Origin of the sequence: Rothia sp. CCM 9418 (genome assembly GCF_048512825.1) — a bacterium.
In the GTDB taxonomy this organism is placed as follows: domain Bacteria; phylum Actinomycetota; class Actinomycetes; order Actinomycetales; family Micrococcaceae; genus Rothia.
The window spans coordinates 354016-369751 of record NZ_JBLXXX010000002.1; the positions used below are offsets into that span (position 1 = coordinate 354016).

The following is a 15736-nucleotide window of genomic DNA, read 5'->3' on the forward strand; positions in this document are numbered from 1 at the left end:
GATATTGATGTCTTCTATCGACGAAACACTATACGAGGCGTTGTGCACGGTCCATGACCCAGAACTTCGTCGTCCAATTACCGAGCTTGGGATGGTCGAGAAGGCGTACTTTGAGCAGGGAGTTGCTCACATTCACGTTTTATTGACGATTGAAGGGTGTCCACTTAAGACAACGATTGAGCATGATATTACGCAGGCGTTATCTGGTATCGAGGGTGTCCAGCAGGTTCAGGTTCATATTGGGTATATGAACCCTCAACAACGGCAAAAGTTACGGAGTACGTTGGGGCATAAGTCTAAGAATCCGTTTAGTGCTGAGGATTCTTTGACTCGTGTCTATGCGGTGGTCTCAGGTAAGGGCGGTGTGGGAAAATCGTCGATGACCGCTAATCTTGCGGCATCTTTTGCAGCTGATGGGCTATCTGTGGGTGTGGTTGATGCTGATGTTTATGGTTTCTCTATTCCCGGCCTTTTTGGCATTGAACAAGCCCCGACACGTTTTGAAGATATGATTCTTCCGCCGGTGCTCTCTGTTCCAGAGAATGTTTCGGGGCATGGCTCTGGCTGTGTCAAAGTCATTTCTATGGGAATGTTTGTTGCTGGTAATAAGCCGGTGGCCTGGCGTGGTCCGATGCTTCATCGTGCTTTAGAGCAGTTTTTGACTGATGTTCATTTTGGCGCTATTGATATTCTTCTTCTTGATTTACCGCCGGGTACGGGTGATATTGCTATTTCGATGGCTCAGCTTTTACCGACAGCAGAGTTGGTGTTGATTTCTACTCCGCAAAGTGCTGCCGTTGATGTTGCAGAGCGTGCTGGCACGATGAGTGTGCAGACTCAGCAGAAGGTTGCTGGTGTTATCGAGAATATGGCAGCGATGCGTATGCCGGATGGATCGATGCTTGATATTTTTGGTGCAGGAGGCGGCGTGAAGCTTTCTGAGCGTCTTTCTGCGACATTAGGGTATGATGTTCCGCTTCTTGGTTCTGTGCCTTTAGATGTCTCTCTACGGACGGGAGGGGACGCTGGTGTGCCTCTGGTCTGGGCTGATACAAGCTCAGAAACAGCTCAGTCTATTAACCGTATTGCTCGTCAGCTATCGCATCGTGCGCGGAATTTGAATGGTAAACCGTTACCGTTCAACGTCTAAGGAGATTCTTCTCTACGAGCAGTAAGGTTTTCGCCAATGATGATGGATTTTGCCTAGCTAGAGGATAAGAGCGAATACAGTATTGAGAAAAGGTATCGGTTTAAGTAGCTTCAATATCGAAAGGTGCGTATGCGCCTTGAGGTAAACGCTGAGTATTTTGTGCTGGTGGCTTGTTCTCAGCTTCTCGTTCTGCTGCCAGACGTGCGCGTTCTTCATCGTCTTCAGCGAGAGCTTCACGCACGATAGTTCGCGGGTCGTATTGGCGTGGATCATATTGTTTCCAGTCAAAGTCGCCTAGCGGGTTATCCCCCATGACTTCTTTGAGGTCGTCTTTTGCCTCAAATGCCATGGCGCGAACCCATTTAACGCCTTCTTTGAGTTTTTGGGCGTACTCAGGCATGCGTTCTGGCCCGATGACCACGAACACCAGGATTACAAGGACGATAAATTCCATTCCGTTAATACCGAACACAATATGGAAGATTACCAGTTAATTCGGAAGAAAACCGTCAAGCGTCGCACAGTTCATCATCTTTGCCCAGAAAAATATGAGCGATACACTCTGCTATTGAGCGCGGTGAGGCATAACAATTCAAGAGCTGTTATTTTTGTCAAAAGTGTTCAGGCAACAAAACTGCCGTGAAAACCGGAGAAGTTTTCACGGCAGTACAGCGTTATATGGTGCTTTTATGAAGTGCTGGATTGGTCAAAATCTTTGAGACAGTTCTTGAGGTCTTCAATTTCTTGTTCTGATACTTCAAGCACGAGTCGACCGCCTCCTTCAAGAGGTATTTTAACAATAATGCTCCGGTTTTCTTTGAGAATCTCTAAAGGTCCGTCACCGGTGCGTGGTTTCTGGGCAGCCATCTTTTTACTCCTTAATAATGAGTCCCATGGTCATGGTTCAAACTCATGTGACAGCAACCATAATAAACTAGCTGAGGTTTATTGTCTCGTTATGTTGCTCAGTTATCGTAGTATTCCTCAGAGTTCATAACTTTTAAGGTGGATAGTCTCCCCCACCAGGTAGCTCTTTCCAATGCCAGAGCCAGCCAACCCACACACTTTGGAAGATAGCTGAAGCGACGATCCAAAGAACTCTATATGCTCGTGAACCGCTCAACCCGATAAAGACCAAAAGTACGGGGAATAACGGCAAGAGAAGCCGGAATGTGGAGCTTTGTGGGTATAAGAACAGCAGAAGATATATCAGGTAGCTATAACACCAGAGGTTAAGCACCGGGTGTAATACACGACGAGCACATCGCGAGGCCATCAGAAAAATAAAGCCGAGAATGCTCATGATGAGCACAGGAACACCCGCTGGCCCAAAATATTCTTGGCTTTGAGCTATCCATGGTTGAAATAGGACAAGATGGCTCTGCCGCCATGCAGTTTCTGTTGCGGTATATGCGTCGACTTTTCCGGTATAAGCCCATGCGATAAGAGGCCAAGAGATAGCAGCCGCACATATGCTGATTGCACTAACACCTTGTCCGAGATGTTTTATAAGAACTCCACGTAACGTACTGACGGTGGAACGTGTTTGTGGTGTTTGGTGGTAGCTACGGTACATGCAGAGAAGCCACCAGATTCCCGCTAAAGCCCCTAATGGTACCCCTACTGGGCGAGAAAAAGCGGCGAGGATTCCAGCTATTGCCCCTAGTGCCCATCGTTGGGTCATTATGAGGTAGAGAGTCAACCCAAGAAACACCATATTTAGCGCTTCAGCATAAGGCACTTGAAGGACAGGTGCTACTGGCGCCCACGCAAAAGCAGCGGTAGCCCATAACGCTAAATGGTGTGGAGACTCTACAGCAGGATTAGAACCGTTATTCAGGTGTAGGCGGTGCTGTCTGCACCAGCTGATAGAACGGTTAAAGAGGAGATACACCACAAGGGAGGCAATAAATCCCGATACGGTAGCCAGTGCTATAGCTGCTGGATAGTATGCGCTACCAGTAAGTTCTTGGATGAATTTTACGCTCATCGGGTAGAGCGGATAGAACGCCCAAGTATTTTGGGTCACCGTGCCTTCGCTATTCGTGGGTAGTGTATGAGGGTACCCGTCGAGGGCTATTTTTTCGTACCATCCAGAATCCCAAATACTGATGAACTCAGCATAGGACATGGGCCCCGTTTTCCATGGAGTGTATTGATCTTGAGCACCAATAACGCTAAAAATTACCCAACCCCATATTCTGCTGAGGGCAAAGATGCTCAGGACTTGAATACTCCAGTGGGTTTGTTGCCAGAAAGCGAAGACTCTGCACCATAGAAGATAAAGATGTGCACTAAAGGTTTGTGCATACGTGTTGATTCGATGAATGAGCTGTTGCATAACAGGTGAGGGCTTTTATCTTTCGTGCATAATGTTGCAGTATTTTAGTCGTGAAGATTTCGTAGCATATAATGCTCAGCTATTGTGTGGAGGAGGTCTCTATCTTCTCTATAGCGTCTCGCGACTTCTCTAAGGCGTCTCGCAATGCGAGATTATCATGTTCTGTTTTAATAAGTGCGGTGATTAATTCTTCACGAGAGAACTCTTGATATTCGGCAAAGTTTTTTGAAGATTCAGAAGCTGACGAAGAGACTTTCTGTGGCAAATCGATTCCGTCTTCTCCCATATGAATCAAGGCTTTACGAAAAGGATAGAGCCGGTCACTACCTAATACGGCAACGCCCATCATTGTCACAGCAAGAACAAGAAAAGTGACGCCGACTAGAAGATAATTCATCTTTTTCCTCTCGTTTTTCTCCCCCATTGAGAAAAAAATTTATGTGTTTTACTCTAAGCTATCTTAAGCGCGCTTCTCATGATGAGACAGACCGCTCTAAGCTTGTATTCCGTGGCTGTTTTCAGTCTCACGATTTTTGGCTTAATAAAACTCTGCCGTAACCGATAAACGTCATCTGTAACATGCAAGTTACATAAGCCCGTGTACGGTAGAACTGTATATTTCAGGTGTCTGCATTCTCAACGACTATTCCCTCTTTATCGCATAGGGACTTTTCTCTGCAGACATATCTACTTTCGTCAGGAGGAACCTAGTGAACGATTCGCTTGTTCAGCTCACATCGGTCAATAAGCACTATGGCGATTTGCACGTTCTCAAAAATATCAATCTTGAGGTGGGCAAAGGAGAGGTCATTATTCTGCTAGGACCCTCTGGTTCTGGTAAATCTACGCTATGCCGTACCATCAACCGTCTTGAAACTATCGATTCCGGTGAAATTCGTATCGACGGAAAGCTCCTTCCCGAAGAAGGCAAAGAACTCGCAAAGCTACGTGCAGAAGTAGGAATGGTCTTCCAATCCTTTAACCTTTTTGCGCACAAAACAATCCTCGAAAACGTCACTCTTGGTCCACGTAAAGTCCGTGGCATGAGCAAAGCAGATGCAGATAAATTAGCCATGGAATTACTCACCAAAGTGGGTGTTGAGTCCCAAGCTCATAAGATTCCAGCTCAGCTCTCTGGCGGGCAACAGCAGCGTGTCGCCATCGCCCGTGCTCTAGCAATGCAACCTAAGGTGATGCTCTTTGACGAACCAACTAGTGCACTCGACCCAGAAATGGTTAACGAAGTTCTCGACACCATGGTATCCCTTGCACGTGAAGGTATGACCATGATTGTTGTAACTCACGAAATGGGATTTGCACGTAAAGCAGCAGACCGCATCGTCTTCCTTGCAGATGGAGAAATCCTCGAGCAAGCAACCCCAGACGAGTTCTTCACCAACCCCAAGTCTGAGCGTGCAAAAGATTTCCTTTCCAAAATTCTCAACCACTAATTAGGAGGTAGTATGAGCGTCATTCACCGCCTCAAAAGTAACGTTGTGAAGACTCTTGCGCTTATAGCAAGTGCTACTCTCGTTCTTTCTGGATGTGCAGCAAACTCATCAGAAGGCGATAAGCTACGCATCGGCATCAAATACGACCAGCCTGGACTAGGCTACCAAGATGGCAAAAACTACACCGGCTTCGATACCGATGTAGCCCGCTACGTAGCGCAAGAACTCGGTTACCCAGAAGACCGTATCGAGTGGGTTGAGTCGCCCTCAGCAAACCGTGAAAACATGCTGACGAACGGTCAGGTAGACATGATTTTTGCAACCTACTCCATCTCAAAATCTCGTCTTAAAACTATCGACTTTGCAGGCCCCTACTTTGTTGCAGGTCAAGATCTTCTTGTTCAAGCAGATAACAACGATATTAAAGGTCCAGATTCCCTCAACGGAAAAAACCTCTGCTCTGTCACGGGTTCAACCTCAGCAAAGAAAATTCAAGATAAATTTGCTTCAAGTGTTCAGCTTGTTCAGCAAGGCTCCTACTCAGACTGCGTTGTGGCACTCAACGCAGGAATGGTTGATGCGGTAACCACCGATGACATCATTCTTGCTGGACTCGGCTCCACTAAAGCAAATAAAGGACATCTCAAACTCGTCGGCAACACTTTCACCGACGAACGTTATGGAGTTGGTCTGCCTAAAGGTAGCGATAAGTGCGAAGCTATTAATAAAGCTATTAACAAAATGGTAGAAACTGGCGAATGGGAAAAGGCACTGGCCAAGAATGTCGGTGACTCAGGTTTCGTCTATAACAAGGAGCTTAATCCTCCTCACCTTGGCACATCATGCGCCACATCCTAACCATTCATTCTTAGATTTACGGAGACTAACGTGACTTTTAGCGAACAGCTCTCCACGCTCTTTAGCACCTATGATGTGCTTGGTGCGTTTTGGGTTAATATACAGCTCACTTTTTGGGCAGCTATTGGATCATTTGTTATCGGCTCCATTCTCGCTCTCATGAGAATTTCGCCGGTACCTTCACTCCAACTAGCAGGAACAGCGTATGTTCATATCTTCAGAAATACGCCGTTGACTATTCTGATGACCCTCGCTATTTTGGGCGTGTGGACACAGTTCCAGCTACAGCTGGTTTCAGATTTTCAGATGAACTTCTTCCTCTACGCAGTAATTGTCTTGGCGCTATACCATGCGGCTTTTGTGTGTGAAGCAATTCGTTCTGGCGTCAATACCGTTCCTATCGGACAGGCAGAAGCGGCACGAGCCATTGGGTTAGGATTCTTCCCCGCTGCTCGTCATATCATTTTCCCTCAGGCGTTACGCGGTTCCATCACTCCTTTGGGCAACACGTTGATTGCACTTGCAAAGAACTCTACAGTGGCAACAGTTGCTTCAGTAGCAGAGGCATCGGGCATGATGAAATCCATGATTGAATTCAACTCAGACATGATTTTTGTGATTTTCATGGTCTTTGCAGCAGGATTCGTCATCATCGTTGTTCCCATCGGTTTATTGACCACATGGTCCTCACGTAAATTGGCGGTGAAACGATGAAAACTCAACAAACGACTTCGGTCCTCTTTGATACTCCAGGCCCTCGCGGTCGAGCGCTCACACGAGCTTTCAATATCATTGCGATTATCGCGTTGCTTGCGTTCTTCGGTTATGTTCTTATGGTCATGAACCGTCAAGGGCAGCTTGAAGCCGAAAAGTGGACAGAACTTTTCACCTACCGTGCGTGGGAATCATATTTTATCCCCGGCATTATCTCAACCTTTAAAGCGGCCTTTATCGCTGTGATTACCTCAGTGATTTTTGGGATGATTTTTGGGTATATGCGTCTGGCTCAAAACGCTTTTGTACGCGCTATCGGCACAGTAGTTGTTGAGTTCTTCCGGGCAGTTCCCGTACTCATCATGATGATTTTCTTCTGGCTCTTCTTGGGACGTTTCTCCGTGTTCTCTCCCTCAGAGCTTCCTTTTATTGCGGTAGTTCTCGGATTGACACTGTATAACGGTTCAGTCATCGCTGAATTACTTCGTTCAGGCGTCAAACAGCTCCCTAAAGGCCAAGGAGAAGCCGGCGTAGCAATTGGCTTGACTCCTGGTCAGGTTCTTCGCAATATTTTGATGCCTCAGGCGATGCTCACGATGATGCCTTCCTTGCTTTCACAGTTTGTGGTCATTCTCAAAGATACTGCGTTAGGTTATATCATCTCTTACCCAGAGCTTCTTGCCGCAGCACGTCGATTTGGTTCGGGTGAAGGCAATATTCTTCAGAGCCTACTCCTAGCAGCCGTACTCTTTATCATCATCAATTTTGCTTTGACGATGTTCGCAAGCTGGCTATCTGGTTTCTTGAGCTCACGTTCGTCCTCAGGTATTAAGAAATCTGATGGTGTTCCAGGTGAGGTTGATAATCCGAACCCCGACACAATTCAGATGTTTAAGATGCCTAAAGCCTAGAAGTTTTTTAGCTTCTTATGCATAAAGCTTTGGTGTTGTCGACGATAACTTCGTCGACAACACCAAAGCTTTTTCTATGTCCAAATAGAAGAAGCTATTTCTGTGATAGCCACTCTTTGAGGCTCGTAAAGCAATGATAGATTTCTTCAACGTCAACATGTTCATCATCAGTATGAGCAAGTAAGGCATCACCGGGCCCAAAGTTCACCGCAGGAATACCCATCTGAGAAAAACGTGCAACATCGGTCCAACCGTATTTAGGTTTTGGTTCTTCTCCGACGGCAGTTATCAGTTCTTGCGCCAGAGGAGCGTCAAGTCCTGGGCGGGCAGCTGCAGATTGGTCAACAAAGTCAAGTTCGTATCCGGCAAAGACCTGGCGCATATGAGCGGTAGCTTCTTCAAGAGTGTGTTTTGGTGAGAAACGATAATTGATGTGTACTGAACATTTGTCAGGAATAACGTTGCCTGCTACTCCCCCAGAAATTTGAACAGCATTTAGCCCTTCTCGGTAGGCAAGGCCTTCAACCTCATAGGTTTGAGCTTCGTAAGAGCAAAGGCGATTCAGCACATCATTCATTGCATGAATTGCGTTTTTTCCGACCCATGACCGTCCAGAATGTGCGGCGATACCTTGACAATGAACCCAAAAACGCATGGTTCCGTTACAGCCACCTTCAATGGTTCCGTGGGTAGGTTCAAGAAGAACTGCGAAATCTGCGTCGTTGAGAAGATGAGGATGATGCCGCATTAATCGTGCTAAACCGGATAGTTCACTGGCAACTTCTTCGTGATCGTAAAAAACATAGGTGATATCGTATTGGGCGTGTTGTAGGGTTGCCGCTAAAGCCAGTTGTACGGCAACACCTGATTTCATGTCGGTAGCGCCACGTCCATAAAGTTTCTTCGCCCCGTTCTCTTCACACCATTGGGAGGGCACAGTTCCTTTGGATTCGGGGTGGTGAGGTAGTGGAACAGTATCAAGGTGACCGGCAAGAATAACTCGCTGTTTCTTTCCCCATTCAGTTCTGGCGATGATGGAATCTCCGTCGCGAGTAACAGACAAATATTCTCGTGAGTTTAAGGACGCTTCAACGGCATCGGCAAGTTCAGTTTCGTGGCCGGAGACTGAGAAAATATCGATTATCTGAGCGCATAGCTCTGCTACGTCGCCGGAGAGATTTAGGGTAGTGGGCTGTGGGGTATGTTCTGTTCGATAATCTTCACTCATAGGTTTTATCTTACTCAGTTGCGTATCTTTGAGGTGATTCTCTGTGAGCTTTTCTCAGTCGGTGATACTGGCTTTAACGCACAGCAAGAACAAACTACACTAGAGGGTATGAGTGATAATAATGTACGTTTAGCTTCTGGAATCGGTATTGCAACAGTTGTTCTTCGTGGCGACAATGCTGGAACTGTTCTTGATACGTGGTTCCCTCGTCCAACGTTGGGAGATACTCCTGTTGACCTTCGTTCAGAATTAGAACCGTTAGTTGGCTCTGATGAGTCTCGTAATGTGCGCACCGAAATTGTTTCTGTGCGTATCGATATAGATCAGCCACCGGCTGATGCTTCTGACGCTTATCTTCGGTTACATTTGCTATCGCATACGCTGGTAGCCCCTAATAACATTAATCTTGATGGTCTATTTGGGCAGTTAGCTAATGTTGCTTGGACAAATTTTGGTCCGGTTCTTGCCAGCGAACTCCAAGACCTTCAGATTGGTCTTCGTGCTCGTGGACATCTTATAATTTCTCACGTGGATAAGTTCCCCCGCATGATTGATTACGTTGTTCCGGCCGGTGTACGTATTGGTGATGCAGATAGGGTACGTCTTGGCGCTCATCTATCTGCAGGTACTACGGTGATGCACGAAGGATTCGTCAACTTCAATGCTGGTACGTTAGGTGTTTCTATGGTTGAGGGGCGCATCTCTCAAGGTGTTGTTGTTGGTGATGGTTCTGACATCGGCGGGGGTGCTTCTACGATGGGTACTCTCTCTGGTGGTGGCACCGAACGTGTCAGCATTGGTGAGCGTTCTTTGCTTGGTGCTGAGGCAGGTGTTGGTATCGCTCTTGGCGATGATTGTGTCGTTGAAGCTGGTTTATATGTAACAGCTGGTTCTCGAGTGACCTTATTACAGCCTGGTCAAGATCCTGTGACGGTGAAGGCTGCCGAATTATCGGGAGTGTCGAATATCCTCTTCCGCCGAAATTCAGTTTCTGGTGCGATTGAGGTATTACCTCGTGCGAATAATACGGTTCAGCTCAATGCGGACTTACATTCAAACTAATCATTAGCTAATCTAAGGCGTAGTATTTATCTGATACTACGCCTTAGGTGGTGCTTGGGGTGTTTCGTCCTTTGTTGTGGCTACAGATGTAGTACAAAGTCTTCTAGAGTTTCTGAGAATAAAATTGCAGAGAAACAGTAGAGTTAAAAGAAGAGTTTGGTCTTGATCGGATTCGTTGACTGTTGTTGAAGACTATTATTGAGGGAGAAAAATGAAAATTCTAGTTACTGGTGGTGCCGGATACATTGGCTCACACACTGTTTTAGAGTTGCTAAATGCTGGTCATGAGGTTGTTGTGATGGATAACCTCGCTAACTCTTCTGAGGAGTCTTTACGTAGAGTCAGTGAGCTCAGCGGCAAAGAGGTTGCATTCCATCAAGTTGATCTTCTTGATATGCCGGCGATGCGGAAGCTCTTTTTAGAGCAGAAACCTGAAGCTGTCATTCATTTTGCAGGTCTTAAAGCTGTAGGTGAGTCTGCTGAGAAACCGTTGTGGTATTACCAAACGAATGTGGCAGGTACTCTGAATCTTCTCTACGCAATGGAAGAATCTGGTTGCCGTTCTATCGTCTTTTCTTCTTCTGCTACGGTGTACGGTGAACCTGAAGAGATGCCTCTAACCGAAAAAATTAATATGGACGCCCAGTCTTGTTATGGTCGCACTAAAGAACATATTGAAGATATGCTCCGTGATTTAGGTGCTTCTGATGAGTCTTGGAATATTGCTCTTTTGCGCTATTTTAATCCTGTCGGTGCACATGAGTCTGGCAGAATCGGTGAGGACCCTTCCGGTATCCCGAATAATCTGGTGCCGTTTATTGCGCAAGTTGCGGTGGGCCGTCGTGAATTCTTAAGTATTTTCGGCAATGATTATCCCACCGTCGATGGTACTGGCGTTCGGGACTATATCCACGTTGTTGATTTGGCTGACGGCCATTTGAAGGCTCTTGACTACATCACTACTCATGGCGGGGTACGCACCTGGAATTTAGGCACTGGTAATGGTTATTCGGTACTTGAAGTTCTTCACGCCTTTGAGAAAGCGTGTGGCAAGGAGCTCCCCTATCGTATAGTTGCACGTCGTCCGGGCGATGTGGCAGTGTCTTTTGCTGATCCATCGTCTGCTCTTGCTGATTTGGGTTGGTCTGCTCGTCATGATATTGACACGATGGTACGTGACCACTGGAACTGGCAGAAGAATAATCCTCAAGGTTATGGGCAATAATACGAGATTATAAGACCTGTTATATCTGCTTCCGTTAAAAGGTTGGGGGTCGATAGCGTTGACGCTATCGACCCCCAACCTTTGATTTCTTGATACGAATACGGAACGGTTAGGCCCGTTTAGGAGTGGTTCTCTTGACTTCCGGGGTAATGTCGTAAAGGTTCTCCAACGTACACTTGACGTGGGCGCCCGATTCTAATTTCGGGGTCGTGAATAAGTTCACGCCATTGAGCAATCCAGCCTGGCATACGGCCAAGGGCGAAGAGAACGGTAAACATTTCTTCGGGGAATCCCATTGCTTTATAGATAAGTCCGGTGTAGAAGTCTACGTTGGGGTAGAGTTTCCGTTCGATAAAGTAATCGTCGGCTAGCGCTTTTTCTTCTAGTTTTCGGGCGATGTCGAGGAGTTCGTCGTTACCGCCTAGTTTGTTGAGCACTTCGTCAGCAGTTTTTTTGATGATGCGAGCGCGCGGGTCGTAATTTTTGTATACGCGATGCCCAAATCCCATTAGTCGTACGCCGTCTTCTTTACGTTTGACTTTTTCCATGAAGGCTTCGGGGCTGATACCTTCTGATTGGATGCTACGTAGCATGTTCAATACGGCTTCGTTTGCGCCTCCGTGCAGTGGCCCGTGGAGGGCGTTGATGCCCGCTGAGATGGAGGCGAAAATATTGGCTTGTGCTGATCCGACCATGCGTACGGTAGATGTTGAACAGTTTTGTTCGTGATCTGCGTGCAATAAGAGCAAGGTGTCTAGGGCTTTAGCTTTGACGGGGTCTACTTCATATTCTTCGGTGGGGAATCCGAAGCACATCCTTAAGAAGTTCTCAGCGTAGTTGAGGTTGTTTTGTGGGTACATGAAGGGTTCGCCTTTAGATTTTTTATAGGCGTACGCTGCAAGTGTTGGGACTTTAGAGAGAAGTCTGAATGTTGATATTTCTACTTGACGTTTATCGAAGGGGTCTAGAGAGTCTGCGTAGAAGGTGGACATGGTTGAGACGGAGGACGCTAAGACGGCCATGGGGTGTGCGTCGCGGGGGAATCCGGCGTAGAACATTTTGAAGTCTTCGTGCACCATCGTATGGCGGCGAACCATGGTGTCGAAGTCTTCGTATTCTTTGACGGTGGGTAGTTCACCGTAGATGAGAAGGTAGGCGACTTCTAGAAAGCTGGCGTTTTCGGCGAGTTCTTCGATGGGGTATCCGCGGTATCGTAAAATGCCGGCGTCACCGTCGATGTAGGTGATGGCAGATTTGGTAGTTGCGGTGTTCATGAATCCGGGGTCGTAGGCAACCTGTCCGGTATTTTTCATCAAACCCGCGATGTTAAATGCGCCGTTGCCTTCGGTGGGAGTGACGTAGCTTAGTTCTTGTGCGGTGTCGTGATAATGCAACACAGCGGTATTATTTTCAGACATTCTTTCCTCCGTGTATCGAGAAATGTGGTGTCTCGGTAGTAGCTATTTGTGTGGGACGCTATGTATGCCATGGTGGTGGCTTTTTCTACCGAGAACACTAAAGTAATCTCTATTACACCCTACAGGTAAGAATGTTATAAGTCACATCCATGTGGGCTTGTTGCGTATTTTTCTAGTCAAATTGACATTTATCGGCGCAACCGCTCTACTGCACGGTCAATGTCTTCATCGCTTCCGGTGAGAGCGATACGCACGTATCCTTCCCCTTCAGAACCATAAAACACGCCTGGCCCAACCAAAATACCCAAACGAGCAAAACGCTCAACGGTACTCCACGTATCTTCGCCGGCACTACCCCACAGGTAGAGCCCTGCTTCAGATTCTTCGACTTGAATACCGAAGTTTTGAACAGCGGGCAAAAGCCTCTCACGACGAGCACGGTATACATCTTTTTGCGCTTGCACGTGCTGGTCATCATCCAGTGCTGCAATCATTGCAGATTGCACGGGCGCAGGAACAATCATTCCGGCATGTTTACGAGAGTTAACGAGATTGAGAATGAGCTGCTCATCGCCTGCAACAAAAGCGGCTCGATAACCAGCCATATTAGATTGTTTAGATAAAGAATATACGCTCAGTAGATGATCAAAACGACCTTGCGTAACATACGAATCAAGTAGAGAAGGAACAGCAGTTCCTCCTCGTTGAGCATCCCACTGTCCCCAACCAAGTTCGGCATAGCATTCGTCGGAAGCTACGATTGCCCCGAGATCGCGCGCCTGTTCGACCAGCGCTCGCATCTGTTCGAGAGAGGTTACTGCACCGGTAGGGTTTGAAGGAGAGTTGACCCAGATGAGTTTGACACGTGAGCGCGTATCTTCGTCGAGTTCTTCTAGGCTGTCTGCCGCAATGTGTTGGGCTCCTGCTAGTTGTGCCCCGATGTCGTAGGTTGGGTACGCGATGCGCGGGCGCACAACGACATCGTGAGCCCCTAGCCCTAAGAGGAAAGGTAGCCACGCAATCAATTCTTTTGAGCCTACTGTTGGCATAATTTGTTGGGGGTTCAGCCCTGTTACTGAACGACGGCGTTCGTACCAGCAGGCAATAGATTCTCGAAGTTGTAAGGTACCGTGTGTGGTGGGGTATCCGTGCGCGTCCGACGTGTTCACCAAGGCGTCTCGAACAATAGAGGGTGTGCTGTCGATGGGTGTACCGATGGAGAGGTTGACCAGAGGACCTTGATATTGTTCTGCAATTTCTCGGTAGGGTGCGAGTTGTTCCCAAGGGTACTCTGGCAGGTTAAGACCGAATGTAGGCATGAACGTTTTCCTCAATAGTTAGGTCGGTAAATGAGATGTTCTCATATCTTATCGTTGTATAGGTGCCCTGCCGAAAAGATATTTCACATCAAGAAATTTTTTAGGCAAAAAAGAACTTCTATGCGCTATGAGGTGGCACATAGAAGTTCTTCATCAAAAATATGTTTAGTCTTGGTTTTGTGGCGGTAGTCCGGCAATCCACGCGACGTCGCTGCCTGTTGGGCCTAAACGTGCAGCTCCACCGGGAGAGCCAAGTTCGTCGAAGAAGTCTGCGTTAGCAGCGGTATATTCTGACCATTCTTCGGGAACGTCGTCTTCGTAGTAGATTGCTTCTACGGGGCATACGGGCTCACACGCGCCACAGTCTACACATTCGTCTGGGTGAATGTATAGTGTGCGTTCGCCCTCGTAGATGCAGTCCACGGGGCACTCTTCAACACATGCGCGATCTTTAACATCGACGCAAGGCTGGGCGATAACGTAAGTCATGCAATAGCCTTTCTGAGCCGGTACGGCGGATTCTTAGACGCACTTTGTAGTGCAAAACCTCTACCTATGGTAGTCCGATTGAGTCGAAACTGAAGACTTTAGTGGTGGAACTGACACAGTTTTTACCCTGAAGTTATTTTCTTTATCAAATAACTTAGCTTAGCCTTAGCTTAGTTTTAGCTGGAAAAATTATGACAGAGAATGAGCTATACGTTGAGCGATAAGGGCCGCGCCCAAAGCACCAAAAGCCCACACCACGCCGGCAATTCCCACTGGAATTTGAGGATTCAACAACACTAATAATGAGCCTTCTTTACCAAACCCAAACAATCCGATAAGAACAAAAGCCACAATACCAACCAGTACCCCGCCCCAAGAGGTTCCAGAACGCAAAGCGCTCCACAGGCTTGCACAAAATACCATCACAATAGCCAAACAACTCCCCCACGGCACAAACCATGAACCAGTTGAGGCATACCAAATTGAGGCATGATACATCGTCCCTATAAACCCAGTGATAATGCCCAAAGAAACTGCTATAACCACAGAGTTCAACGTTGTCGGATACAAATCAGCATCTTGGGCAAACTCACCCTCATACGAGGACGAACCCGACGGAATCTTAGATTGTTTCATCTTTTCTTCTCCTGTGATGCGGAAACCACTGTTGCTGTTGGAGCAGACCATATCAGACGATATGTTTCTCGAGCAGATATTTTTTGAACCACCAAATTCGAGAATTGATAGCTATCTTCACTAGCAATAATCACCTGAGTACGATGAGCTGCCATAGCCTCACGTTTACGAGCGACAGAGCCATCAATCACAGCCTGAACTCGATTGTCTTCAGAAGAATAGTCTCCTTCTAAACCCCACAAGAGACAAGGAGCATCGGCCGTGCCCCCTAAATTCTTGACCGCTTCTAAGCTCACTTCATGAGTTCTCACATGATCAGGGTGACCATATCCTCCCCCCGCATCATACGTCACCACAACATGCGGACGATAATGTTTAATCACACGCATCAGAGCCTGAACTTGAATATCTAAAGAAGTTCTCGTCAAGCACTCTTGGGAAGCCTGCGGATTTGCTTCAGGACGCCCATCAGCACCCCATACCATCCCAGAATCATAAAAAATTGCTGGCGTCTCCTTCCCCGCAGAAACACCTTCACCTAGAAAAAGGTGCTCATGAACACCCAGAGACTGTATTGCCTCACTCAATTCACCAGAACGATACTCTCCCAGAGCCTGACCACCATCAGTGCACTGTGGCTGTCCAATTTCAAGATGTTTAAGTTCGCACGGAATCACTTCACCCAGCTCACCACGCGTCATCGTCACTAAATCTACTTGAGCACCAGAATCTGCCAAAAGCCCCATTGTTGCACCAGTAGAGGTAGATTCATCATCAGGGTGAGCATGAACGAAAAGAACACGCGCATCGCAAGGTTCCAAACCCTCAGGCAGCAGAGAATACACGGCGTCTTCACAGATATTGTGTCCCTGTTCTGGATAATACGGTGTGGGTTCTTTTTCCTGAGAGAGCATCTATTCATTCCTCCTACATA

At 47.2% G+C, this 15736-nt stretch carries 17 protein-coding genes; 7 read left to right on the top strand and 10 right to left on the bottom strand.

All coding sequences use genetic code 11. From position 1 onward, the window contains the following. Window positions 1-7: 7 nt before the first annotated feature. The gene (locus ACN083_RS04310) at window positions 8-1150 is read left to right on the top strand and encodes an Mrp/NBP35 family ATP-binding protein (RefSeq protein ID WP_419101585.1); all 1143 of its coding nucleotides are present in this window, start codon (window positions 8-10) and stop codon (window positions 1148-1150) included. A 100-nt stretch (window positions 1151-1250) separates the two neighbouring features. On the opposite strand, the gene ACN083_RS04315 is transcribed toward ACN083_RS04310, so the two are convergent. The 4 genes from ACN083_RS04315 to ACN083_RS04330 all read right to left on the bottom strand — a co-directional run bounded on the left by ACN083_RS04315 (window position 1251) and on the right by ACN083_RS04330 (window position 3888). After that, window positions 1251-1622, bottom strand: coding sequence for a Sec-independent protein translocase TatB (locus ACN083_RS04315; protein WP_419101586.1), 372 nt, complete (start codon window positions 1620-1622; stop codon window positions 1251-1253). Window positions 1623-1837: 215 nt separating this feature from the next. Further along, the gene (locus ACN083_RS04320) at window positions 1838-2017 is read right to left on the bottom strand and encodes a DUF3117 domain-containing protein (RefSeq protein WP_419101587.1); all 180 of its coding nucleotides are present in this window, start codon (window positions 2015-2017) and stop codon (window positions 1838-1840) included. A gap of 133 nt (window positions 2018-2150) precedes the next feature. After that, complete coding sequence (locus ACN083_RS04325; protein ID WP_419101588.1) at window positions 2151-3491, bottom strand: hypothetical protein; 1341 nt, start codon at window positions 3489-3491, stop codon at window positions 2151-2153. 79 nt (window positions 3492-3570) lie between these two features. Beyond that, window positions 3571-3888 (bottom strand): hypothetical protein, encoded by a 318-nt coding sequence (locus tag ACN083_RS04330; RefSeq protein ID WP_419101589.1) that lies wholly within the window; start codon window positions 3886-3888, stop codon window positions 3571-3573. Window positions 3889-4201: 313 nt separating this feature from the next. On the opposite strand from ACN083_RS04330, the gene ACN083_RS04335 reads away from it, so the two are divergent. From ACN083_RS04335 to ACN083_RS04350, 4 genes are read left to right on the top strand one after another with little or no spacing between them, the layout of a single operon-like run. Continuing rightward, window positions 4202-4942, top strand: coding sequence for an amino acid ABC transporter ATP-binding protein (locus ACN083_RS04335; RefSeq protein ID WP_419101590.1), 741 nt, complete (start codon window positions 4202-4204; stop codon window positions 4940-4942). A 12-nt stretch (window positions 4943-4954) separates the two neighbouring features. Beyond that, window positions 4955-5800, top strand: coding sequence for a glutamate ABC transporter substrate-binding protein (locus ACN083_RS04340; protein WP_419101591.1), 846 nt, complete (start codon window positions 4955-4957; stop codon window positions 5798-5800). A 30-nt stretch (window positions 5801-5830) separates the two neighbouring features. Then, complete coding sequence (locus ACN083_RS04345) at window positions 5831-6514, top strand: amino acid ABC transporter permease (protein WP_419101592.1); 684 nt, start codon at window positions 5831-5833, stop codon at window positions 6512-6514. Next, window positions 6511-7425: an amino acid ABC transporter permease gene (locus tag ACN083_RS04350; RefSeq protein WP_419101593.1), complete on the top strand. Its 915-nt coding sequence runs from the start codon at window positions 6511-6513 to the stop codon at window positions 7423-7425. Before ACN083_RS04345 ends, ACN083_RS04350 begins: the two co-directional genes overlap by 4 nt. A gap of 94 nt (window positions 7426-7519) precedes the next feature. Here ACN083_RS04350 and dapE read toward each other — a convergent pair whose 3' ends face one another. Beyond that, window positions 7520-8653 (bottom strand): succinyl-diaminopimelate desuccinylase, encoded by a 1134-nt coding sequence (gene dapE / locus ACN083_RS04355; RefSeq protein WP_419101594.1) that lies wholly within the window; start codon window positions 8651-8653, stop codon window positions 7520-7522. A gap of 108 nt (window positions 8654-8761) precedes the next feature. Here dapE and dapD point away from each other — a divergent pair, with 108 nt between their 5' ends. Both dapD and galE read left to right on the top strand, forming a co-directional pair. After that, on the top strand, window positions 8762-9715 hold the full coding sequence (dapD, locus tag ACN083_RS04360) for a 2,3,4,5-tetrahydropyridine-2,6-dicarboxylate N-succinyltransferase (protein WP_419101595.1): 954 nt from the start codon (window positions 8762-8764) through the stop codon (window positions 9713-9715). Window positions 9716-9926: 211 nt separating this feature from the next. Further along, window positions 9927-10940, top strand: a complete 1014-nt coding sequence (galE, locus tag ACN083_RS04365) for a UDP-glucose 4-epimerase GalE (protein WP_419101596.1) — start codon at window positions 9927-9929, stop codon at window positions 10938-10940. 119 nt (window positions 10941-11059) lie between these two features. Here the strand turns inward: galE and ACN083_RS04370 are convergent, their stop codons facing one another. The 5 genes from ACN083_RS04370 to ACN083_RS04390 form a co-directional block, all read right to left on the bottom strand. Further along, a complete protein-coding gene (locus tag ACN083_RS04370) occupies window positions 11060-12358 on the bottom strand; it encodes a citrate synthase (RefSeq protein WP_419101597.1) in 1299 nt (432 codons plus the stop codon). A 188-nt stretch (window positions 12359-12546) separates the two neighbouring features. Next, window positions 12547-13677 carry a succinyldiaminopimelate transaminase gene (gene dapC / locus ACN083_RS04375; protein ID WP_419101598.1) on the bottom strand — a complete coding sequence of 377 codons (1131 nt, stop codon included), beginning with the start codon at window positions 13675-13677 and terminating at the stop codon, window positions 12547-12549. Window positions 13678-13842: 165 nt separating this feature from the next. Next, window positions 13843-14166, bottom strand: a complete 324-nt coding sequence (gene fdxA, locus ACN083_RS04380) for a ferredoxin (RefSeq protein WP_419101599.1) — start codon at window positions 14164-14166, stop codon at window positions 13843-13845. 189 nt (window positions 14167-14355) lie between these two features. Continuing rightward, the gene (locus tag ACN083_RS04385) at window positions 14356-14802 is read right to left on the bottom strand and encodes a hypothetical protein (protein WP_419101600.1); all 447 of its coding nucleotides are present in this window, start codon (window positions 14800-14802) and stop codon (window positions 14356-14358) included. After that, entirely contained in the window at window positions 14799-15716 is a 918-nt protein-coding gene (locus ACN083_RS04390; protein ID WP_419101601.1) for a PIG-L family deacetylase, read from the bottom strand. The genes ACN083_RS04385 and ACN083_RS04390 overlap by 4 nt, the downstream gene beginning before the upstream one ends. Window positions 15717-15736: the final 20 nt, after the last annotated feature.